A 21,693-nucleotide genomic window follows, 5' to 3' on the forward strand; every position below is an offset into this window, starting at 1 on the left:
GGGTATGCGAAGGGCGTATGAAGGGCACATGGCCTATAGGGGAACGGACGGTGAATCCGGCGGACGGCGATCCGGAGCACGCCGACGCGGACGCCGTCAGGCGAACCGTCCCAACGCGCGTGCCAGCAGGGTCAGCGCCACCGGACCGGCGGTGGAGGCCCTCATGATGTTCGATCCCAGCACCACAGCATGGGCGCCGGCCTCGACGAACGAGGCGACCTCCTCCTCGCTGATGCCGCCCTCGGGGCCCACCACCACGCTGATGTTGCGCGAACGGCCGTCCTTGAGGCTCTGATCGGCGAGATCCCGCACCAGCCGTTCGACGTCGTCCCACGTATCGGTGGCGTCCTGATGCAGCACCAGCACCAGATCGCCGTGGACGCTCGCCCTGCGGCACAGTTCGACGACCTGCCTGCTGGTCACCTTCGGATCCAGCTGCGGCATCCACGCCCTGCGCGACTGCTCGGTGGCCGCGGCAAGCACCTGACGCCACTTGGCCGCCGCCTTCGCCTCCTTGGCCGCCTTCCACTGCACGATCGAACGGTTCGCCTGCCAGGGGATCACCTCGTCCACGCCGATCTCCGTGGCGGTTTCGATGGCCTGCTCGTCGCGGCCGGACTTCGCCAGCGCCTGAATCAGGGCGAGTCTGGTGACCGGAGCCGATTCGCGCCCCACCTCATCCACCGTCACCTGACGGGTCTGCGGGTCATGTACGGTGGCCAGAATGCGCAGTCCCCTGCCGTCGGACAGCTGCAGCTGGTCCCCGGCCTCAAGCCGCATCGCCTTGAACGCGTGACGCGCCACGGATTCGGGCACGGTGATCATCCAGCCGCTATGCAGTTCATCGCTGTTGATGGGGGTCTCATCGACCTCGGGATCGAATAGGAACAACGGAAAAGTCATGCCTCAAGGCTACCGAATGCACTCGGCGTGTCGTGGATTTGACATCGCCCGGCAAGTCGGTGTTATAGTTTCACTCGTTGCTTTTCGAAGGCACCCTGTCCGGGTGGCGGAATGGTAGACGCGCTAGCTTGAGGTGCTAGTGGTTATTTTATACAACCGTGCGGGTTCAAGTCCCGCTCCGGACACCAGATGAACCCCTTGATCTTCAAGGGGTTTTTTCATATCCGCAAGCCCCTAGGCGTTGCGGGGCGGTCTTCCGGCGGCCCGCCGCGAAACCACCAAAGGACCATCACCAAAGGACCATGCAGCCATGCAATACATCCACATCACCTCCATCGACGACGACCGGCTGAAGTCGTTCACGCATCTGACCGAACCGCAGCTGAGGAACCGTCTCGAACCCTCCATGGGCATGTTCATCGCCGAATCCCCCAAGGTGATCGACCGTGCGCTGGCGGCCGAGGTGGAACCGGTGTCGTTCCTCGTGGAGGAATCCTGGCTCGAGGGCATGGCCGAGGAATTCGATTTCGTCGACCGGCGCTGGGGGGCGGACGTCCCCGTCTACATCGCCACCGCGGAGGAGCTCAGGAAGATCACGGGATACCGTCTGCACCGTGGGGCGCTGGCCACGATGCGTCGCTGGACCCTGCCCTCCGTGGAGGAGGTGTGCCGGAACGCCCGCCGCGTCGCCGTGATGGAGGACATCGTCGATCCCACCAACATCGGGGCGCTGATGCGCTCCGCCGCGGCGCTGGATGTGGACGCCGTGCTGGTGACCCCCTCCTGCGGCGATCCGCTGTACCGCCGTGCCGCCCGCGTCTCCATGGGCACGGTGTTCCAGGTGCCGTGGACCCGCATCGGCGGCGATGACCGGCACTACTGGCCGTGGAAGGGCATCCCCCAGCTGAAGGAGGCCGGCTTCGTCACCGCGGCCCTCGCCCTGAGCGACGATTCCATCGGACTGGACGATCTCGTGGAGCGGCTGAACAACACTCCCGACACGCCCGGGCACATCGACAGGCTCGTCATGATCTTCGGCACGGAGGGCGACGGGCTTTCCAAGCACACCATCGCCCACGCCGACCTGACCGTGAAGATCCCGATGAGCAACGGCGTGGACAGCCTGAACGTGGCCGCTTCCAGTGCGGTGACGTTCTGGGCGACACGCTGCCTCGACCGCTGATCCACACCGTCGTCCCGGCCGCCGTGAGTCTCCCGGGACGCCACGCGGCGGTTGCCCCGAGGTGTACCTTGCGAAACAACACGGCAAACGATTGCTAAAAAATCGGACAACACGCCCTCGCCTCTCACCAAAATGAGGATTATGTGACAATATTGAAGCATCGTTCTCTCATCGACGAGTAGAAGGCAAGGGATAACCATGAAACGAAATCCGAAGATTCTCTCCATCGTGTTGGCGGGTGGCGAGGGCACACGCCTGATGCCGCTGACTCGCGACCGCGCCAAGCCCGCGGTGCCGTTCGGCGGCGTGTACCGTCTGATCGATTTCCCGTTGAGCAATCTGGTGAATTCCGACTACCAGCACATCATCGTGCTCACGCAGTACAAGTCCCACTCGCTTGACCGCCACATCTCGCAGGTCTGGCGCTTCTCCTCGCTGCTCGGCAACTACGTCTCCCCCGTCCCGGCGCAGCAGCGCCTCGGCAAGCACTGGTACCTCGGCTCCGCGGACGCCATCTACCAGACCATCAACATCATCGAGGACGTCAAGCCCGACATCGTCGTGATCGTCGGCGCCGACCACGTCTACCGCATGGACTTCCGCCAGATGGTCGAAGCCCACATCGAGTCCGGCGCCGAATTCACCGTGGCCGGCATCCGCCAGCCCATCAGCCAGTCGAACCAGTTCGGCGTGATCAACACGGATCCGAACCACCCGAACCAGATCACCCACTTCGAGGAGAAGCCGGCCACCACGAAGGGTCTGGCCGACGACCCGACGATGATGCTTGCCTCGATGGGCAACTACGTGGCGAACACCGCCGCCCTGTTCGACGCGCTGCGCAAGGACGAGAAGGCCAAGGATACCAAGCACGACATGGGCGGCGACATCGCCCCCTACTTCGCCGCGCGAGGCGAGGCCGGCGTCTACGACTTCACCACCAACGACGTTCCCGGCTCCACCGAGAAGGATCACGCCTACTGGCGTGACGTCGGTACGATCAAGCAGTTCTACGACGCCCACATGGACCTGATCGCCTACGTGCCGGAGTTCAACCTGTACAACACCGAATGGCCGATCTACACCTACTCGGGCTCCCTGCCGCCGGCGAAGTTCGTGCACGCCGGCCGCGACCGTCTCGGCCACGCCACCGATTCGATCGTCTCCCCCGGCGTGATCGTCTCCGGCGGCGAGGTGCACCACTCGGTGATCTCCCCGAACGTGCGCATCCACTCCTGGTCTCAGATCGTGGACTCCGTCCTGTTCAACAACGTGACCGTCAACCGTCGCGCCCGCGTCTACAAGGCGATCCTCGACAAGAACGTGGTACTCACCGAGAACGCCACCGTCGGCATCGACACCGAGAAGGATCTGGCCCGTGGCTTCACCGTCACGCCCGAGGGCATCACCGTGGTGCCGAAGGGCACGATCGTCACCGACTGACGTCAATCGGGGTCCGTCCGACCATCGTCTGGATATGATCGTTCGGATATGAAAAAGGCTTCCCGCCAAGTGTGGGAAGCCTTTTTCATATCCGTCGTACTACGCGTCGGTCGTACTATGCGCCGTAGGTGGGCAGATTGTTGAAGTTGAATCCGAGCGCGGCGAGCTGGTCGCGGCCCTCGGGGGTGATCTTGTCCACGCTCCACGGCGGGGTCCACGTCCAGTCGATGCGGAACTCCTCGACCAGTCCGGCCAGGATGCTCGCCGTCTCGTCTTCGATCAGGTCGGTCAGCGGGCATGCCGGGGTGGTCAGCGTCATGGTGATGATGGCCCTGCCCAGCTCGTCGATCTCGATGCCGTACACCAGACCGAGGTCGATCACGTCGATACCGAGTTCCGGATCGATGACCTGATGCATGGCCTCACGCACGTCACGGGCCGTAGCCCGGCCGATGTCGTCCACGGCCTTCAGCGGAATGGCGTTCTCGGCGGCGTTCTCGGCGTCCGCCTTGTCGTCCTGGCATCCGCACGATCCGGCATGGTCACCGCAACCGCATTCGTGGCCGGCTCCGTCCGTCTCATCCTGCTTCAGGGAACCGCCCGTCACCGAACCAGCGAGGTTCGGATTGGCCATCACCTGCCGTGCGGCCTTCTCATCCCCGCCCAGGGCACGTTCCACCGACTGGTAGACCGAGTCCTGAGGTTCGGGAACGAGATTGCTGTTCTCGCTCATCGTCACGCCTCCTTCGCGTTCGTTGTCTCCATATGAGCCAAGGCCTGTGCCATGGAATCCTTAAGTCCCTCCCAGCCGAGCAGCGCGCACTTGATGCGCATCGGGTACCGGGAGACCCCCTGGAACACGACGGCGTCGCCGAGCTTCTCCTCGACGGCCTCGTCATGCAGGCCCGCGCCACGAGATTCCATCAGACGGTGGAAGTCGTGGAACAGGTCCATGGCCTCGTCCACGGTCTTGCCGTGCACCAGATCGACCATGATCGACAGGCTGGCCTGAGAGATCGAGCATCCCTGTCCGTCCCACACGAGCTCCTCGATGCGCTGCGGCTTACCGTCGCTGCCATCGCTGATCTCCACGCGCACGGTGACCTCGTCGCCGCAGGTGGGGTTGAACTGATGGGACTGGGCCGGCACGCAGTATTCGTGACTGGCCTGCAGGGTGCTTTCGCCGCTGCTGAGACTGTTGACTCCGATGGATTCCGAAGCCCCGCCCTTCGCAAAGCCGACCTTGCCGTGGGGGGCCTTCGAGGCCTCCAGAATGACCTCCTGATACATCTGCTCGAGTTCTTCGGAACTCATACCGTAATCGCTCATAATGCCCTAGTGTACATCCGGCCGGACCGATACCGCCCATGGCGAAGCGGGCGTCGTGCCCGATGGGAGGATTCCCTCATCGAACGCGACGCCCGCTTCGCCTGATGCCTTGCCTCGCCCGGCGCCTACTCCGCCTTGAAGAAGGCGCGGACCTTGCTCGCGGCCTCGACCAGAGCGCGGGCATCATCCACGGAATTGTAGATGCCGCTGGAGGCGCGGTTCGAGGCGAACAGGCCGAAGTGACGGTGCACCGGCTGTGCGCAGTGGTGGCCGACGCGGATGGCGATGCCCTGCGCGTCGATGAACTGGCCGACGTCATGCGGGTGCACGCCCTTGACGTCGAAGGCCACGGTGCCGATGCGGTCCACGTTCTCACGCGGGCCGAGGATGCGGATGCCGTCGATGTCGCCGAGCTTGAGCAGTTCGGCGGCGATGGTCTTCTCGTGAGCCTCGAGGTTCTCCATGCCGATGTTCATCAGCCATTCGGCGGCCACACCCGCGGCGACGACCTGCGCGACGGGCTGGGTGCCGGCCTCGAACCGGGCCGGGGGCTCCATGTACTGGGCGGGCTTGTCCATCCAGGCGAGTTCGACCATGGAGCCGCCGAAGTTGGCCGGGGGCAGCGCCTCGAGCAGTTCGCGACGGCCGTACAGGAAGCCGACGCCGGTGGGGCCGTACATCTTGTGGGCGCTCCAGGCGGCGAAGTCCACGTCGAGCGCGTGGAAGTCGACCTTGAGGTGAGGCACCGACTGGCATGCGTCGAGCACGAAGATCGCCCCGACCTCGTGGGCGCGTCGGATGATCGGCGCGATGTTGGTGATGGCGCCCGTGGTGTTGCCCACATGGGTGACGGCGACGACCTTGGTGCGCTCGGTGATGACCTCGTCGAGGTTGTCGGTGCGGACGCGACCGTCCTCGGTGAGTCCCAGCCACTTGAACGTGGCGCCGGTGCGGGCGGCCAGCTCCTGGAACGGCAGCAGCACGGAATGGTGCTCCGCCTCGGAGACCACGATCTCGTCGCCGGGCTTGATGGCGAAGCGCTTGGCCGCCTCTCCCCCGCGGCCGAGTGAGGCGTTGCCGAAGGCGGTGGCCAGCAGGTTCAGGCCGGCGGTGGCGCCTGCGGTGACGACGATCTCCTCCTGCCCTTCCTCGGCGTTCGCGCCGACCAGACGGGCGACCTTGGCGCGGGCCTCCTCGAATGCCACGGTGCTGCGTGCGGCGAGCTCATGGGCCCCGCGGTGCACGCCGGCGTTGATGGTGCGGTAGAAGTTCGATTCCGCGTCGATGACGACCTGCGGCTTCTGCGAGGTCGCGGCCGAGTCCAGATACACGAGCGGATGGCCGTGGATCTGCTGGTCAAGAATCGGGAACTGCGCCCGAATCGCCTCAAAGTCAACCATTATTCCCCCTTATATAAAAGATTCTTGTGCTTTCACTCTTCACGCTTCAGTAAGACCTGTAAATTACCAGCGGTGGAGTCGGATGCATGATCCCCGACCGTAAGCTAGCGTCCGGCTTGCCCGGACGCGGGGCCGAACGGCCTTGAGTGTGTCGGGGATCATGCATCCGCGGAATCCGCGAAAGTAATTACCTTACCCCTATGCGAGGGCGCTTTCGGAGTCGGCGCCTTCGGGCAGGTACTGGTCGTAGCCGTTCTCCTCCAGCTCGTCGGCCAGCTCGGGGCCGCCGGTCTTTACGAAGTGGCCGTCGGCGAACACGTGCACGATGTCGGGCTTGATGTACTTGAGGATGCGCGTGTAGTGCGTGACCATGAGGATGCCGAAATCGTTGGCCGCCTTGGCGCGGTTCACGCCTTCGGAGACGATGCGCAGCGCGTCGACGTCGAGGCCGGAGTCGGTTTCGTCGAGGATGGCGAACTTGGGCTTGAGCAGTTCGAGCTGCAGCACTTCGGCGCGCTTCTTCTCACCGCCGGAGAAGCCCTCGTTCACGGAGCGGGAGGCGAACTTCGGGTCCATGCGCAGGCGCTTCATCGCCTCGCCCAGCTCCTTGGCCCACACGCGGATCGCGGGGGCTTCGCCGTCGACCTCGGTCTTGGCGGTGCGCAGGAAGTTGGTCATGGACACGCCGGGCACCTCCACCGGATACTGCATGGCGAGGAACAGGCCGGCCTTGGCGCGCTCGTCCGGGGTCATCTTGAGGATGTCCTGCCCGTCGAGCAGCACCTGTCCGCCGTCGACCTCGTACTTGGGGTGGCCGGCGAGGGTGTAGGCGAGGGTGGACTTGCCGGAGCCGTTGGGGCCCATGATCGCGTGGGTCTCACCGGAGTTGACGGTGAGGTTGACGCCCTTGAGGATCTGCTTGCGTCCGTCCTTGGTCTCCACCGAGGCGTACAGGTCCTTGATTTCCAATGTTGACATGGTGTTCTCCTAAAATCTGTCGTTCTTGTCGTCGTTGCCGGGCCGTTGCCGGACCGTCGTCACTTCTCCTCGAGGACCTCGGCCATGGCTGCGCTTTCGCCGCGGGCGAGACGACGGTCGATGACGTCCATGAGGTGTTCGGAGATGGACGGGATGCCGATCTCCTCGATCAGTTCGGCGAAGAATCCACGGACCACGAGCTTGCGGGCCTCGGTCTCCGGGATGCCGCGGGACTGCAGGTAGAACAGTTCCTCGTCGTCGAAGCGGCCGACGGAGCTGGCGTGGCCGGCGCCGATGATGTTGCCGTTCTCGATCTCGAGGTTCGGCTCGGAATCGGCGATGGCGCCCGGGGTGAGCACGAGGTTGCGGTTGAGTTCATAGGAGTCGGTGCCGGGGGCGGTCGGCTGGATCAGCGCGTTGCCCACCCATGTGGAGTGCGCGCCTTTGCCGTCGAGCGCACCCTTGTAGACCACGCGGGACTTGCATGCGGGGTGGTTGTGCACCACCATCGTGCGGTTCTCGATGTGCTGGCCGGGGTCGACGAAGTAGATGCCGAGCATGTTGAGCTCGCCCTGATCGCCGCCGAAGTCCTGGTCCATGCGCAGGCGGACCACGTCGCCGCCGAGCGTGACGACGGAGTGGCGCAGCGAGGCGCCGGCGCCCACGTGGATGCGATGGTTGCCCACATGCTTGGATTCCGGATCCCATTCCTGGATGAACGTGGCGGAGACGTGCGAGTCCCTGCCGGTGACGATCTCCACGCCTTCGGCCAGACGGGCCTTGCCCTCATGCTCCACGATCACGTCGCCGTGGGTCTTGTCCGCGGCCTTGATGACCAGATGCAGGGCGTCGAGGTCGAGTCCCGCACCCTTGACCTTGATCAGCACCGGGGTGCTCAGTTCGCCGGAGAGCTCCACGACGGTGGCTGTGGATCCGGACTGCCATTCCACGGCGGCGGCGCGGTCGGTCGGCTTGGAGACCGTACCGGAGGGGGCTTCGCCCAGCTTGGTCTGGTACAGCTTCACGTTTTCGGCCGGCAGTTCGGTGCCGTCGATCGCGCTGACCTCCACGGTGGTCTGGCCGCTCGGCCTGAACACGTCGAAGAACTCCTCGATCCGGTCGATCGGCGTGTATCGCCAGTCGTCCTGCTTGCGCGTGGGCATGGCGAAGTCGTCGGGGTCGAAGGATCGCGGCGCCTTGTCGGCGCTGGACGGCATGAGGGCGGGGACGGCGTACGGATCGCTGAGGTCGGCGACGGGGATGTTGAGTTCGGCCGCCACCTGCGCGGCGGTCGAACCGGCCGCGGTTTCGGCGGTCGCTGCCTTGGCGTTCTCGGTCTCGTCGCCGGTGATTTCGCTATTCGTTGCCTCGGTCATATCAGCCCACCGATCCTTCCATCTGCAGTTCAACGAGTCGGTTCAGCTCGAGCGCGTACTCCATGGGCAGCTCGCGGCTGATCGGCTCCACGAATCCTCGTACGATCATGCCCATGGCCTCCTCCTCGGAAAGACCGCGGCTCATCAGGTAGAAGAGCTGGTCCTCGGAGACCTTCGACACGGTGGCCTCATGGGCCATGGACACGTCGTCCTCGCGCACGTCCACATGCGGGTACGTGTCGGAACGGCTGTAGTCGTCGACGAGCAGGGCGTCGCACACGGTGGAGTTGGAGGAGCCTTCGGCGCCCTTGACGATCTTCACCAGACCACGGTAGGCGGATCGGCCGCCGCCGCGGGAGATGGACTTGGCCACGATGGTGGACGAGGTGTGCGGGGCGAGGTGGATCATCTTCGCGCCGGTGTCCTGATACTGGCCCTTGCCGGCGAAGCCGAGCGACATGGTGCTGGCCTTGGCGTACGGTTCGGCGAGGATGCAGGCCGGGTACTTCATGGTGGCCTTGGAGCCGATGTTGCCGTCGACCCATTCCATGGTGCCGCCCTCGCGCACGTAGGCGCGCTGGGTGACGAGGTTGTACACGTTGTTCGACCAGTTCTGCACGGTGGTGTAGCGCACGCGGGCGTGCTTCTCGACGATGATCTCGACGATGGCGGCGTGCAGGGAGTCCTCGGACCAGATCGGGGCGGTGCAGCCTTCGACGTAGTGCACGTAGGAGCCTTCGTCGGCGATGATCAGCGTGCGTTCGAACTGACCCATGGCCGGGGTGTTGATGCGGAAGTAAGCCTGCAGCGGGATCTCCACGTGCACGCCCTTCGGCACGTACACGAACGAGCCGCCGGACCATGCGGCGGTGTTGAGCGCGCCGAACTTGTTGTCCTCCGGGGAGACGACGGTGCCGAAGTACTTGCGCACCAGATCGGGGTATTCGCGCACGGCGGTGTCGGTGTCGACGAAAATCACGCCCTGCTTCTTCAGGTCCTCCTGAATGGAGTTGTAGATGACCTCGGACTCGTACTGGGCGGCCACGCCGGAGACCAGACGGTTCTTCTCTGCCTCGGGGATGCCGAGGCGGTCGTAGGTGTTGCGGATGTCGTCGGGCAGCTCGTCCCAGGTCTTGGCCTGCTTGTCGATGGGCTTCACATAGTACTTGAAGTCGTCGGCGTTGAAGCCGGAGAGGTCCACGCCCCAGTCAGGCATCGGCTTTTCCAGGAACGCCTTGAATCCCCGCAGTCGCATGTCGAGCATCCACTCCGGCTCGCCCTTGTCCGCGGAGATGGCACGGACCACGCTCTCGTCGATGCCTCGCTTCGCGGCCTCGCCGGCGGCATCGGAATCATGCCATCCGTAGCTGTATTCGCCGAACTGCGAGATGATCTCGTCGTCCTTTTTGATCTTATCCTCGTTGACGCGCTGTCGATCGGCCACATACTGGCTCATCTCCACGTCAGCCGCGGCGTTTGGTGCTTTTTCGTCGGTCACCTGACGCTGCCTCCAATCCTTCACGTAAGTTCATACAACAACCTAGCAGAACCTCAGGGCGAACGATAGCGCGACACCGTATGTTGGCTCATCGCCAAATGTGAGATTTACCAAGGTTTTCGGTTTCCCCATGGAACGACGCATATGGAACGACGAAGGCCGGGCCCTCCTTTGCGGAGAGTCCCGGCCTTATCGACGGGCGATCGCTATCGACGGGCGATCGTTCCGATCGTCTCGGTCATTTCGATCATTCGATCATTTCGCTCAGCGGGCGGCCTGATGATCCAGGGCGGCCTTCACCAGTCCGGCGAACAGCGGGTGCGGCTTGGTCGGGCGGCTCTTGAATTCGGGGTGGGCCTGCGTGGCGATGTAGAACGGGTGCACGTCCTGCGGCAGCTCCACGAACTCGGTGAGTTCGCCGTCGGGGCTCTGGCCGGAGATGCGCAGTCCGCCTTCACGCAGACGGTCCTTGTAGGCCACGTTCACCTCGTAGCGGTGGCGGTGACGCTCGGTCACATGCGTGGTGCCGTACAGCTGCGCGGCCAGGGAGCCCTCCTCCAGTTCGGCCGGGTAGGAGCCCAGTCGCATGGTGTGGCCCATGTCGCCCTTGCCGGCGACGATGTCCTTCTGCTCTTCCATGGTGGCGATGACGGGGTTGGCGCAGTCGGGCTCGAACTCGGTGGAGTTCGCGTCCTCGATGTCGAGGACGTGGCGCGCATACTCGATGACCATCGACTGCAGGCCGAGGCACAGGCCCAGCGCGGGCAGCTTGTGCTCGCGGGCGTACTTCAGGGCGCCGATCTTGCCGTCGATGCCGCGAATGCCGAAGCCGCCGGGGATCACGATGCCGTCCACGTCGGCCAGCGACTTGGCGGCACCCTCCTCGGTCTCGCACTCGTCGGCGGCGACCCATTCGACGTTCACCTTGGCCCAGTTGGCGAAACCGCCGGCCTTGATGGCCTCGGTGACGGACAGGTAGGCGTCGGGCAGGTCGATGTACTTGCCGACGATGGCCACGTTGACCTCGTGCTTCGGATGGTGCACGCGGTTGAGCAGGTCGGACCATTCGGCCCAGTTGACGTCGTGGAACGGCAGGCCGAGCTCGCGCACCACGTAGGCGTCGAGGCCCTCGTCGAACAGGGTCTTCGGCACGTCGTAGATGCTCGGGGCGTCCACGCAGTTGACCACGCCCTCCTCGTCCACGTCGCACATCAGGGAGATCTTGTCCTTGATGGCCTTGTTGAGCGGACGGTCGGAACGCAGCACCAGCGCGTCCGGGGAGATGCCGAGCTGACGCAGCATCATCACGGAATGCTGGGTGGGCTTGGTCTTCAGCTCGTGGGCGGCGGCGATGTACGGCACGAGGGAGACGTGCACGAACATGCAGTTGTCGGAGCCGAGGTCGCGACGCACCTCGCGGGCGGCCTCGAGGAACGGCTGGGATTCGATGTCGCCGACGGTGCCGCCGATCTCGGTGATGATGACGTCCACGTCGTCGGACGCCTGGGCACGCATGCGGGACTTGATCTCGTTGGTGATGTGCGGGATGACCTGCACGCACTGGCCGAGGTACTCGCCGGCGCGCTCCTTGCGCAGCACCTCCTGATACACCTGACCGGTGGTGACGTTGGCCTTCTGGGAGAGGAAGACGTCGAGGAAGCGCTCGTAGTGGCCGATGTCGAGATCGGTCTCGGCGCCGTCCTCGGTCACGTAGACCTCGCCGTGCTGGAACGGGTTCATGGTACCCGGATCGACGTTGATGTAGGGATCGAGCTTCTGCTGCAGAACGTGGATGCCGCGGCTGCGAAGCAGACGGCCCAGTGAGGAGGCCGTGAGGCCCTTGCCGAGCGAGGACACAACTCCGCCAGTGACGAAAATGTGCTTGGTGATGTGCTCTTGCGTGATTCCATGCTTTCTTCTGACCATGGAATTTCACTTTATCATCCGCATATGACCAAACACATCACCGTGGCGCGCGGCGAGCGGGTGATCCGAACTTCACACGATCACGCGATCACGAGAGAGCCGCAGTCCGGCGAGGCTTTCCGCCGTGCACAGCACGCCCAGCACGATCAATGGCAGGAAGTAGCGGTGCTGCATACCCTCGATCATCGCGGATCCTGCGGGAGTGTACTGCAGCCACAGCGCCACGTAGGTCAGCAGTATGATGCCGACCATCACGATGGACGCGCACCACCAGAATGCCGTCTCGTATCCGTTCAGCGTCCGTCGCACGGTTGCTACGATCAGCGCAAGCGCCATGATCGCCATCGCCAGCCAGCAGCACCGGATAAGCCATGTGTCCAGCGTCCGGTCGAGATTCGATCGTCCGGTAACGATGGACAAGGCCATCATCTTCATCAGTTCCACCACTGCGCCGGGATCCGTGAACAGCGCCTGACGCCTTTGGGCCATCTGCGCATGAGACACCATCATCGGCGTGGTGACGAACCATCCGGTCAGCTTCATCCATACAGCCAGCCATATGAATGCCGCGGCATTGCCCAATGCCGTTATCCATATACCGGCTCTCCATGCTGACGCCAACCGTTCGGCTCGCCCGCCATGGGAAGATGCGCGGACCTTCATCCCTCTCTGGATCCAGGGCGCCAGCAGCGTCAGCAATACCAATGGCGTATAGATGAACTTACACATCGCCAGCAATAGGCATACGATCGCGAATGCCGCATATGTTCCGACACCGATGCGTTTGAATAACGCACGAACGAGCATGCAGGACAGCAGGAACGTGAGCGCCTGCGTCATCGAATCCGCGGATATGGCGAACGAATACCGGTGCAGCAACAGCGGGCACAGCATCACCACGCCAACAAGAATGCGCCATTTTGGCAGTAATGCCACTGCAATTGCCGTGCAGCATGCGTAGACGACGAGCATGATCGTTTCGGTGAGGTAATACGTGGTTCCCGCCGGAAGACCCATGGCCTTGCCGATGGCGAAGCCCGCCAGCTGAGGAAGGTACGACACCGGCGAGTTCGTGGCCGTGTTGTTATACGGCACATCCGCACCGGAGGCATCCGACGCGGTAATGGAATCAAGCTGCACCACGGTGGGGTCGTAACCGTCGTCCTGTTCGTGGGAATAGTTGATCCATGACCAGTCGACGTGGCCGCCGACATTCTCGGTGCTGTGGTGCAGTCTGCTTGTCGACTCCACGGGACGTGCCAGCACATCGCCGTTGAGGATGCCGCTTATGCGATAGGTGTGCGCCCAGATATCAGGAATATGCCCCGGAGCCGTATGCCACATGAAGACCCCTCCCATAAGCAGGGTTCCCATGGCGACGATGACGGGCATGATATTGCGCAAGATTCGAAGCCACGTCCGTCGGGGCTTTCTCGAAGCGGAGATGACATGTCCGGATTGGAGACCGGTCTGGCTGTCTCCATCGTTCATACGGATTGATTCGGGCAATTCGTCTTCTCCCCTGTTCGGCATCACGATCGGTTAGCAGAACGCTATCCCCCCCCCCGGACGCATGCCCAATGCCATAAAATCGTCTACTCTCCCATCTGGATCCCTCCTCGAACATCAGACATTGCAACGATCACCGAAATCCACCCCGTGTGACCCGCGCACGCCCGGCCGGCGCATGGACCATAATGGAAGCGTCTCATCAACCCGAGTAGTTTGGAGGATTCATGAGCGATCAGTTCATCATCCGCACCCTCGACGGCGAGGGCGGTTCCGCGACGATCAGCGACTACGGTGCCCACGTGCTGCGCTGGGCCCCGGCCGGTCAGCCGGACGTGGTCTGGCAGCCGTCGGCGGTGTATCTCAGCGAGGGAACGGCGATCCGAGGCGGGGTGCCGATCGTCTTCCCGTGGTTCAATTCCGGCTATGATCCCGAACCGGACGGGACGGACAACGGCAGGACCGCGTCGAGGACCCCGAAGCACGGATTCGCCCGGACCTCGTTCTGGCATCGGGACGAGTCGGCATCAGCGATCGACGGTGACGGCAACGCGGTCGCACGGTACACGCTCGACTCCACGGAGGCGGACGAGGCGACGCTGGCCCAGTTCGTCGGCAATCCGCATCCCCGATTCCACGCTGTCTATGAGGTGCGCTCCGGCAGCACGCTGACGATGGCCTTCACCGTGACCAATGACGGCAACGCACCGTTCTCCTATGAGACGGCCTTGCACACGTATCTGCATGTGGGTGACGTGGAGCATGTGGAGGTGACCGGTCTGGACGGCACGGAGTATCTGGACACCACGGTGTCCGGTTTCCCCGTATGCGCCCAGCACGGCCCGATCCGGTTCGACGGATCGATGGTCGACCGGATCTACCTGTCCGATCATGAGATCGAGGTGCATGACGAGCGGCTGGACCGGACGATCGTCGCGACCTCCCACGGCGCGAACACGACCGTGGTCTGGAACCCCGGCGAGAGTGCCGGCAACGCGATCGGTGACCTCGCCGACGGCGAATGGCGCGGCTTCGTCTGCGTCGAGGCCGCCGCGAACCGCGCCAATCTGATCACGCTCAACCCCGGCGAATCGCACACGATCGCGCAGACGCTGAGCGTGCTCCAGAAACTATGATAGAAGGACAATAATCGATCGTCTGATTTGCAGTGAATCAGCTCGGACGGCCAGTTATGGTCGTCCGAGCAAATCCGTATCTCCTTTATTTGTATATGACGATCTGGCCCACTTTCCACAACGAAGGCAGACTTAGGCAATACGCATTACGCGATATATTTAGTGAAGCCTCACTCGTTACAATTATTTAGTACAGCATTCCTTCAATCGTTGCTGTAATTCCTCATCTACAGCAAAAAGATACAGTCCATGGACCCCTCGTTTCAGCAGAACATTCAATTCATGTTTCAGGTTCTCCTCCGCGAAATCTCCCAGATCTTTTCGCTTGTTGGTGGCCAAATAATTTCGACTGGCGCTTTTATCAAATACAATTCTCCCTCGCCGATATGTCACTGAAGGGCCAATAATCACACCGGCATAGTTTAGGTCGAATCCTTGAATGGTGAAGATAGACCCAATTTCATTGATAGTATATGGTTTTTCCGCCCAAGCCAGATCCTTATCAATGCCCTTTGTCTTGGGATCAGCGGGGTCGGCAAGCTGATAGTTCCACGGCTTACAAAATACGTGAGAGTCTATTCCAGATCTCCCAAAAACATCACCAGATCCCATTCGCCACACACCGGAGGAATCGCGGTGTAATTCCACGTTCCAAAAACCCTGAGGATCCGCCATGTTTACGGATTTTGCCGAATACTTCCAATCGTAGGTCGCCAGCAGACGGGACAGACCATTACTGTTCCAACCGTCAGATTCCGATTGAGCTTTCTTCCGGATGGCCTCAAACAGCTCGATTGGAGAATCAAATACTTTTACATCATAGGGCGCACGCTTTATTGCACCATCCGCTGTATACTCACCTGGATCAGTTGGCAAAGGGTCAATTCCCAGTCCGGAAGCAAAGCGATCAATCCATCGAATCATTGACTCATTTGCCGCAATGCGAAACTGTTTTTCCAGATGTATATGCGTTACATCGACAGATATGGCCGACGATTGATCTCCGCCACTTAAAACGATAGATCGGAAATCGCCAAGAGTTCCGGTCTTATGAGGTTTGTTAATTGATTCCTCATCCAACTGCAGTTTTCTCAGCACAACTGGATCCCATTGTTGACTGGACTGCATAATCTGGTTTGGATCGAAAACTGCGATCACCACCCGCGCTCTACGCAAAATATCATAAAGCTGGTTCTTCCCGGAATACCCTTGATTCCCCTGAGTCATCAGCAAATGCGCCTCATCGATAAGCACAATATCCGCCATTCCCCGTGGTTGATCCGGGATTCCTCTTCCACGTTCATTACGCACACTGAATCGATTAATGAATTGACTGGGTAGCATGACCACTTCACTGGATTTCTTTTGCAATCCCAACTTCGTGGCTATCTGGTTATAAACATGAACCTGTTCCTTGTGATTAACCAGAATATACGATGCCAGTTGCCCATTTTCCGCCTCTGGTGATGCGGAATAATCCTCATCGCCAGAATACGTCCTTTCTTGAATACCGATTTCTGTCGCAATCCGATAGAACAAATGGCTTAACAGCACAGTTTTTCCCGTACCCGCAGCGCCTTGAACAAAGATAAGTTTGGGATGAGCATTGCTTTGCTCAACGGAATTCTTTCGACGATTGTTAGTCAGCAAACCAGCGAGCTGCGTCAGTATAGCCTCTTCAGCTTCGAGTTGACTATCACTGAGTTTGTGAAAAGGCGAAGCCTTAAACAGAGCAGAATCCCGAATAATTTCTTCGGCAGGAAACAGATCCGGATCATCCTTATGCAATTTTAGCCATATTTGCGAGAAGATATGATCAAATTGGTCTGAAGTGTAATAATCACCTTGTGCATTGGTCCGTCGATTATTCAACTTTTTAACTGAATCAGTACTGGACATGTAATGCATAAGCCGATTCTCTACATCCAAGGTTAATGATTTATTGAATTTTGGATGAGAGATGACATACTGCTTGTATGCTTCGTCATTCTGTGAGACTGCATCAGCTACAGCTTTCCAATCCTCACGATTTTTAGAATCCAACTCAAGATGTTGCGCAGTTCGGTGACGTATATCATTCGTCTCGCCAACATACACGGTGTACTCGTTCTTCGATGAATAAGGATTAATCTTCCTTGAATACACGACATATACCGTGGGATATGCAAGCACATATCGCAGCATAGCGCGTTCCATCTCGGAGTAGTCACCCCGATTCCCTGCCCAGCTGTCTAGGGTTTTATCAACTGCCCACTCAAAATCTTCCTTGTCATATCGTCCATATGGCAGGTTGATGATAATCGGAGCAAGACCTTCAAAGTTCATGGCTATATTATGACCCGTAATGATCGAGGTTCCCAGACAATATTTGCAATCGTTTAAAATATTTGTCATGATCAGCGACCGCACTATTCGAGAAATACACGATTTCGTAATTGCCCGAGGTTGGAATCAATACCATACACCTGAGAATCTCGCAAAATCCATCAGCATTGAAGCTGCAGAACTACTTGAATGCTATCAATGGATACCACAATCCTCCTCTGTGGACGAGAAACATGTCAGAGAGGAACTAGCAGATGTACTTACCTACTGCATCATGATGGCCGATGCGCTTGATATCGATTTAGACAAAATCATCATGGATAAGCTTGCCATAACCAAACGGAAGTACCCCGCAGAAGCGGTCCGCAACAATTTCGATGAGTACGAGACGCGTCATCTCAATGCGCGCAGAGAAAAAGGCAACGCTTTCTGATTCTCGACGATACGCGTCAGACAACAATATTGTCTATTCAAAACAAATTGTTTGATGGTCCAGAACGCCGACATACAGTCGTCAGAAAACCTCGCATCGTTTTCCGGGTCTTCGTATTTTGTTGTGCAGAGGTGGTCTGGATGATTTGTCGGAATCCGCCAATGCGGAAGAGCAGACTTCTGATGATGTAGTTGTCAAGGTTGCGGAGACCAAGAGCGATGCCACGGAGGATCTCGAGACGCACATTGACGGCCGTGGTGGACTCGTTCACCCCGTAGATGTGGTCGATGAACGCAAGGATGACGTTCATACTGCGTTTGAACTCATGACCGAGTGTGTCGTGAGTTCAGGACATCCGGACGTCGCGCCCTTGACCGCGAGAGATTCAATGAGCTCGGCCATCATGTCCTCGCCACCCTCTCCTGTCTCTTTACACGCAGCAGTTAATGATCATCTGGTAGGCGCCGAGCTCGAGGGCATGTCATCAGACTCGGAGTCATTGTTCACTTACTCACTGACACGATTCGACGAATGCCAGCGTAGATGATAGCCGCCTTGGACAGACATGTGGATATTTTTTATACGCCATATAATGCCCACCCATCAGGCTTTATAACGTCGCTCCCATGGCGGGTTGGATAACTTCGCTGTCGCTTCTAGTCCGGGATGGGACCCAGTTCCTGTTCGGTGAGCATATCCGATTCATCGATGGTACCGACACATGCCTCTCCGGTCTCAAGATCGATCCGATAGGCATACGGAAGTCCTATTTCCCCTCCAGGCTCAATCCCCTTGGGCAATGCGTCAAAAACCCGCCACTAAATGTACCCAATGGTTCGAATATGCGGTCTCGGTTCTTCTCAGCGGCTCCTTGGCGTTGGGAGCCATCTCGGATAGGGTTCCCATTGCAGGCTCGCTCTCATCAGGCCCAAAACATGTTCATGGTCCAGATCAAGGCCGTCAATGCGGTATATCGTCAGCGACCGCAGATAGATGCTCTTCTCCATGCATTGCTCCGGCGGATTCTAGTGGTGGTTTCTCCTCGGATTTCAGGTTCACCACTATGCTGTTGCGCCCCTGTTGGGGCCGGGCCCCGTTCCGGACATCAAAACCACCCCGGGTGGAGTGGCTGGATAACGGAAACCCATCCGAAGTGCGGTTTCGAATATCAGATGGAAACGGTTAAATGACAGCGCCTTCGGGAATCTCCTCCCAAGGACGAGGTCTTCCTGCGATCAGGCATTCGATGGCCATCTTCTTGGCCTCTTCATCGTTCCGGGGATTCTTCGGGTCGTTGAAATGATAGATCGACTCGCCGTTGAACTCCCCCCAGTATGCGGCTAAAACATCTTCTGCCGGAAGGGATGCGAATTCAGGAGAGGAGAACATGGCTTTTTTCGAAGGATAATCCGCCAAACAAGGGTAATAGCCAAGATCGCCGGGCTTCAGATCCGTCATTTGTCAGCCTCCTTACGATGTTCTCGTACATTTTACCGAGGGAACATATCCGTTGGGACGGAGTTCACACGTTTTTATTGGCTAATTGACGACCACAGTCTTTGAGACAAGTAAGTATAACCCCCGTTTCACGGAAGTCGGCCCCGTCGTCGCCGTTGGCGCGGAGCAGTGCGATCATGTCGGCCGCGAGCTGGTCATAACGTCGTTCGGCGAGTTGGATGTCGATAAGAGACGTCGACATGGCTACTCCCTTCCCACTGGATGGATGGTGATGACGCGGGCCGGGCGTTTCCCGGCTTTGGCGAATCCGACTCTTATCTCGATGCCGTCAATGGTACCAGTGACGAAGCCTTTGTGCTCTCCCGCCGGCGAGAGCCTCTTCGATGTGTGTCCTGTTTTTCGGGAGGTTGAGTACGGCGATCTCCGCGTCTTTGATGTCTTTTGTCGCTCATAGGTCACGCATGTTTTGATGCGTACTGGTTGGTCAGCATGTTCGCCATGCGTGACTTTGCATCAATCCACCGCCACAGACTCCTAGTGTCCTAACCTCCCAGTCCGTGGGCTGCTGCTCGCCGTGCGGCTCCTGCACGTCCTGCTGGTTCTGGTCGGCATCCTCGGCCATGGTTCCTCCTTGAATTGGTTGATGGGGCCCGTTCCGGGCATGAAGAAAGCCACCCCGTGCGGAGTGGCTATGAACAGAAAAATGGCTATGTCATCAGGTCAGAGTTGGCCGAGCGCCTTCTTTCGAACGAACTCGGCGCGGAGCCTGTCCGTGGAAATGTCGTCTTCGGTATCGAAGCGTTTTCTCCACTGTTCGGTGATGTACGACTGCTCCTCCGGGGTCGGCGGAACAAAACCGATCTTCTTATGGATGACGGCAATTTCCTCCGGATCGGTGAGGGGATGGAATTCCCCCTGGAACGTGAATTTGTCCAGTCTGTCGGGAGCTATGGGCATGTCACACCATCCTTAATAGACCAGCGGCGAACCATCCGGGAGCTTGCAAACCGCCGACCATAACCATTTGGTTTCCCGGCAGAGGAGTCTCGCTCCCCACCCGGATGCTACGTGAACGATTCCCAATATACACCGTGACTGCTGGACGGTACGAGGCTTCGAGTGGCCACACGTTCGTCGTCTTCTGCCGTCGTACCGCCCATATTGGCGGTTCCCATGGAGCGCGCCCAGCCCCCCCCAAAAAAAACAAGAGGGCTGTTGAGACCCCGTAAAACGCGGGATCTCAACAGCCCTCAAACGGTGGCGCGACGGTCAGCAAACCTTCAAATCAGCAGACTGCCGTCGGTGCCTGTTCGGTGAATGCCGGTCAGCAGACCTTCCACATCCAGTTGTGCGGGTCCTCGACCTCGCCGAGCTGGATGCCGAGCAGCTTGTTGCGCAGGTCGACCGTCAGCTTGCCGGAGTTGCCGTCGGCCACGGTGACGTCGAACTTCTCGGACTTGAAGCGGCCGATCGGGGTGATGATGGCGGCGGTGCCGCAGGCGAACACCTCGGTGACCTCGCCGGACTTGATATCCTCAAGCAGCTGGTCGAGGGCGATCATGGTCTCGACGACGTCACGGCCCTCGTCCTGCAGCAGCTGGATCAGGGAACGACGGGTCACGCCCGGCAGGATGTTGCCGGTGAGCGACGGGGTCTCCACGTGGCCGTCCTTGTGCACGACCATCATGTTCATGCCGCCCAGCTCCTCGAGGTAGGTCTTGGTGGCGGCGTCCACGAAGCACACCTGCTCGCAGCCGTTCTCGATGCCGGTGTACTCACCGAGCAGGGAGGCGGCGTAGTTGCCTCCGCACTTGGCGAAGCCGGTGCCGCCGGGGCCGGTGCGGAACCACTTGTCTTCCACCCAGATGCTCACCGGCTTCACGCCGCCGGGGAAGTACGGGCCGGAGGGGGAAGCGATCACGCAGTAGTCCACCTCCTGCGGGGCGCGCACGCCGAGGAACGGCTCGGAGGCGAACATGAACGGACGCATGTACAGCGTGTATTCACGACGGGTCGGCACCCAGGCGGAGTCGCGCTTGACCAGCGCGGCCACGGAGCCGAGGAAGTCGTCGATGGACAGCTCCGGCAGGTACAGACGCTTGGCGGAGTTCTGGAAGCGCTCGGCGTTGGCGTCCGGACGGAACAGCCACACGGAGCCATCGGCGTGGTGGTAGGCCTTGAGGCCTTCGAAGCATTCCTGCGCGTAGTGCAGCACGGAGGCGCCCGGGTCGAGCTTGAGCGGCGCGTACGGCTCGATGCGGCGGTCTCCCCAGCCTTCGCCCTTGGTCCACGTCATGTGGGTCATGTTGTCGGAGAAGACCTGACCGAACGCCGGCTTGTCGATCAGCTCCTGACGCTTGGCATCGGAAGCGGGGTTCTCGTTCGGCAGGACGGTGAACGCATCTGCCAGCTTGGACAGTGCGGCCGGATCGTGATGAGTGTTTTCTGTCATGGTCACTTCTTTAATCAGTGTCGCCGCTCCCCCGCGAATGTTCCGGGGAAACGGACTTGAATCGTTTGTCGGCGCTTCTGGCACCGAACTCAGGGATAACTCTCTCACAGCCTTGCGGCAACCGGGTGAGAGAGTTCACATTATGAAAAGCGGGGCCGTGCCGATCGGATCGTACCGATGGATCCGGCCCCACATGGCCCGTACGCGGGAAGCCCGATACGCCCCAATACGCGAAGAGCCCACGCGAACGGTGGGCTCTTCGGATTCGTTCATGACTAAGCGCATGACGAAGCGCTCGGACCATTGCCCCCTACCCGACCACGGTCAGGCGGGAACGAACGACG

Annotated in this window: 18 protein-coding genes and 1 tRNA gene; 5 read left to right on the forward strand and 14 right to left on the reverse strand. The window is 60.2% G+C overall.

The window, feature by feature from the left end:
• Positions 1-96: 96 nt before the first annotated feature.
• Positions 97-903 (reverse strand): 16S rRNA (uracil(1498)-N(3))-methyltransferase, encoded by an 807-nt coding sequence (locus tag CSQ87_RS09560; protein ID WP_100513651.1) that lies wholly within the window; start codon positions 901-903, stop codon positions 97-99.
• Between the two features lie 97 nt (positions 904-1,000).
• Here CSQ87_RS09560 and CSQ87_RS09565 point away from each other — a divergent pair.
• The 3 genes from CSQ87_RS09565 to glgC all read left to right on the forward strand — a co-directional run bounded on the left by CSQ87_RS09565 (position 1,001) and on the right by glgC (position 3,529).
• Positions 1,001-1,091, forward strand: a tRNA-Leu gene (locus CSQ87_RS09565).
• 122 nt (positions 1,092-1,213) lie between these two features.
• Positions 1,214-2,086, forward strand: a complete 873-nt coding sequence (locus CSQ87_RS09570; protein ID WP_100513652.1) for a TrmH family RNA methyltransferase — start codon at positions 1,214-1,216, stop codon at positions 2,084-2,086.
• 198 nt (positions 2,087-2,284) lie between these two features.
• Complete coding sequence (gene glgC / locus CSQ87_RS09575) at positions 2,285-3,529, forward strand: glucose-1-phosphate adenylyltransferase (RefSeq protein ID WP_100513653.1); 1,245 nt, start codon at positions 2,285-2,287, stop codon at positions 3,527-3,529.
• A gap of 115 nt (positions 3,530-3,644) precedes the next feature.
• Here glgC and CSQ87_RS09580 read toward each other — a convergent pair whose 3' ends face one another.
• From CSQ87_RS09580 to CSQ87_RS09615, 8 genes are all read right to left on the reverse strand, one after another.
• Positions 3,645-4,262, reverse strand: a complete 618-nt coding sequence (locus CSQ87_RS09580) for a metal-sulfur cluster assembly factor (protein ID WP_100513654.1) — start codon at positions 4,260-4,262, stop codon at positions 3,645-3,647.
• Positions 4,263-4,264: 2 nt separating this feature from the next.
• Entirely contained in the window at positions 4,265-4,858 is a 594-nt protein-coding gene (gene sufU / locus CSQ87_RS09585; protein ID WP_100513655.1) for a Fe-S cluster assembly sulfur transfer protein SufU, read from the reverse strand.
• 125 nt (positions 4,859-4,983) lie between these two features.
• Positions 4,984-6,258, reverse strand: coding sequence for a cysteine desulfurase (locus CSQ87_RS09590; RefSeq protein ID WP_100513656.1), 1,275 nt, complete (start codon positions 6,256-6,258; stop codon positions 4,984-4,986).
• A 198-nt stretch (positions 6,259-6,456) separates the two neighbouring features.
• Positions 6,457-7,236 (reverse strand): Fe-S cluster assembly ATPase SufC, encoded by a 780-nt coding sequence (gene sufC, locus CSQ87_RS09595; RefSeq protein ID WP_100513657.1) that lies wholly within the window; start codon positions 7,234-7,236, stop codon positions 6,457-6,459.
• Between the two features lie 59 nt (positions 7,237-7,295).
• A complete protein-coding gene (gene sufD / locus CSQ87_RS09600; protein ID WP_100513658.1) occupies positions 7,296-8,612 on the reverse strand; it encodes a Fe-S cluster assembly protein SufD in 1,317 nt (438 codons plus the stop codon).
• A gap of 1 nt (position 8,613) precedes the next feature.
• The gene (gene sufB / locus CSQ87_RS09605) at positions 8,614-10,068 is read right to left on the reverse strand and encodes a Fe-S cluster assembly protein SufB (RefSeq protein ID WP_207761139.1); all 1,455 of its coding nucleotides are present in this window, start codon (positions 10,066-10,068) and stop codon (positions 8,614-8,616) included.
• A 306-nt stretch (positions 10,069-10,374) separates the two neighbouring features.
• Entirely contained in the window at positions 10,375-12,036 is a 1,662-nt protein-coding gene (locus tag CSQ87_RS09610; protein WP_100513660.1) for a CTP synthase, read from the reverse strand.
• A gap of 72 nt (positions 12,037-12,108) precedes the next feature.
• A complete protein-coding gene (locus tag CSQ87_RS09615; RefSeq protein WP_165776820.1) occupies positions 12,109-13,527 on the reverse strand; it encodes a DUF2142 domain-containing protein in 1,419 nt (472 codons plus the stop codon).
• A 245-nt stretch (positions 13,528-13,772) separates the two neighbouring features.
• Here CSQ87_RS09615 and CSQ87_RS09620 point away from each other — a divergent pair, with 245 nt between their 5' ends.
• Complete coding sequence (locus CSQ87_RS09620) at positions 13,773-14,681, forward strand: D-hexose-6-phosphate mutarotase (RefSeq protein WP_100513661.1); 909 nt, start codon at positions 13,773-13,775, stop codon at positions 14,679-14,681.
• Between the two features lie 183 nt (positions 14,682-14,864).
• On the opposite strand, the gene CSQ87_RS09625 is transcribed toward CSQ87_RS09620, so the two are convergent.
• A complete protein-coding gene (locus CSQ87_RS09625; protein WP_240541839.1) occupies positions 14,865-17,006 on the reverse strand; it encodes a DUF2075 domain-containing protein in 2,142 nt (713 codons plus the stop codon).
• Positions 17,007-17,073: 67 nt separating this feature from the next.
• Between CSQ87_RS09625 and CSQ87_RS09630 the strand changes: the two genes are divergently transcribed.
• Entirely contained in the window at positions 17,074-17,439 is a 366-nt protein-coding gene (locus CSQ87_RS09630; RefSeq protein ID WP_100513663.1) for a nucleotide pyrophosphohydrolase, read from the forward strand.
• Between the two features lie 1,182 nt (positions 17,440-18,621).
• Here the strand turns inward: CSQ87_RS09630 and CSQ87_RS09640 are convergent.
• The 4 genes from CSQ87_RS09640 to CSQ87_RS09650 all read right to left on the reverse strand — a co-directional run bounded on the left by CSQ87_RS09640 (position 18,622) and on the right by CSQ87_RS09650 (position 21,349).
• Entirely contained in the window at positions 18,622-18,897 is a 276-nt protein-coding gene (locus CSQ87_RS09640) for a hypothetical protein (RefSeq protein WP_100513665.1), read from the reverse strand.
• A 64-nt stretch (positions 18,898-18,961) separates the two neighbouring features.
• On the reverse strand, positions 18,962-19,138 hold the full coding sequence (locus tag CSQ87_RS10955) for a hypothetical protein (protein ID WP_165776821.1): 177 nt from the start codon (positions 19,136-19,138) through the stop codon (positions 18,962-18,964).
• A gap of 479 nt (positions 19,139-19,617) precedes the next feature.
• Positions 19,618-19,854: a hypothetical protein gene (locus CSQ87_RS09645; RefSeq protein WP_100513666.1), complete on the reverse strand. Its 237-nt coding sequence runs from the start codon at positions 19,852-19,854 to the stop codon at positions 19,618-19,620.
• 367 nt (positions 19,855-20,221) lie between these two features.
• Entirely contained in the window at positions 20,222-21,349 is a 1,128-nt protein-coding gene (locus CSQ87_RS09650) for a branched-chain amino acid aminotransferase (protein ID WP_100513667.1), read from the reverse strand.
• Between the last annotated feature and the right edge of the window lie 344 nt (positions 21,350-21,693).

This window comes from Bifidobacterium simiarum (assembly GCF_002802905.1).
Taxonomy (GTDB): Bacteria; Actinomycetota; Actinomycetes; order Actinomycetales; family Bifidobacteriaceae; genus Galliscardovia; species Galliscardovia simiarum.

Excerpts from the sequence above, each read along its gene's own strand:
- CSQ87_RS09560 (WP_100513651.1), bottom strand. The coding sequence starts at position 903 with ATGACTTTTCCGTTGTTCCTATTCGATCCCGAGGTCGATGAGACCCCC.
- CSQ87_RS09570 (WP_100513652.1), top strand. The coding sequence starts at position 1,214 with ATGCAATACATCCACATCACCTCCATCGACGACGACCGGCTGAAGTCG.
- glgC (WP_100513653.1), top strand. The coding sequence starts at position 2,285 with ATGAAACGAAATCCGAAGATTCTCTCCATCGTGTTGGCGGGTGGCGAG.
- CSQ87_RS09580 (WP_100513654.1), bottom strand. The coding sequence starts at position 4,262 with ATGAGCGAGAACAGCAATCTCGTTCCCGAACCTCAGGACTCGGTCTAC.
- sufU (WP_100513655.1), bottom strand. The coding sequence starts at position 4,858 with ATGAGCGATTACGGTATGAGTTCCGAAGAACTCGAGCAGATGTATCAG.
- CSQ87_RS09590 (WP_100513656.1), bottom strand. The coding sequence starts at position 6,258 with ATGGTTGACTTTGAGGCGATTCGGGCGCAGTTCCCGATTCTTGACCAG.
- sufC (WP_100513657.1), bottom strand. The coding sequence starts at position 7,236 with ATGTCAACATTGGAAATCAAGGACCTGTACGCCTCGGTGGAGACCAAG.
- sufD (WP_100513658.1), bottom strand. The coding sequence starts at position 8,612 with ATGACCGAGGCAACGAATAGCGAAATCACCGGCGACGAGACCGAGAAC.
- sufB (WP_207761139.1), bottom strand. The coding sequence starts at position 10,068 with ATGAGCCAGTATGTGGCCGATCGACAGCGCGTCAACGAGGATAAGATC.
- CSQ87_RS09610 (WP_100513660.1), bottom strand. The coding sequence starts at position 12,036 with ATGGTCAGAAGAAAGCATGGAATCACGCAAGAGCACATCACCAAGCAC.
- CSQ87_RS09615 (WP_165776820.1), bottom strand. The coding sequence starts at position 13,527 with ATGAACGATGGAGACAGCCAGACCGGTCTCCAATCCGGACATGTCATC.
- CSQ87_RS09620 (WP_100513661.1), top strand. The coding sequence starts at position 13,773 with ATGAGCGATCAGTTCATCATCCGCACCCTCGACGGCGAGGGCGGTTCC.
- CSQ87_RS09625 (WP_240541839.1), bottom strand. The coding sequence starts at position 17,006 with ATGAACTTTGAAGGTCTTGCTCCGATTATCATCAACCTGCCATATGGA.
- CSQ87_RS09630 (WP_100513663.1), top strand. The coding sequence starts at position 17,074 with ATGATCAGCGACCGCACTATTCGAGAAATACACGATTTCGTAATTGCC.
- CSQ87_RS09640 (WP_100513665.1), bottom strand. The coding sequence starts at position 18,897 with ATGACGGATCTGAAGCCCGGCGATCTTGGCTATTACCCTTGTTTGGCG.
- CSQ87_RS10955 (WP_165776821.1), bottom strand. The coding sequence starts at position 19,138 with ATGTCGACGTCTCTTATCGACATCCAACTCGCCGAACGACGTTATGAC.
- CSQ87_RS09645 (WP_100513666.1), bottom strand. The coding sequence starts at position 19,854 with ATGCCCATAGCTCCCGACAGACTGGACAAATTCACGTTCCAGGGGGAA.
- CSQ87_RS09650 (WP_100513667.1), bottom strand. The coding sequence starts at position 21,349 with ATGACAGAAAACACTCATCACGATCCGGCCGCACTGTCCAAGCTGGCA.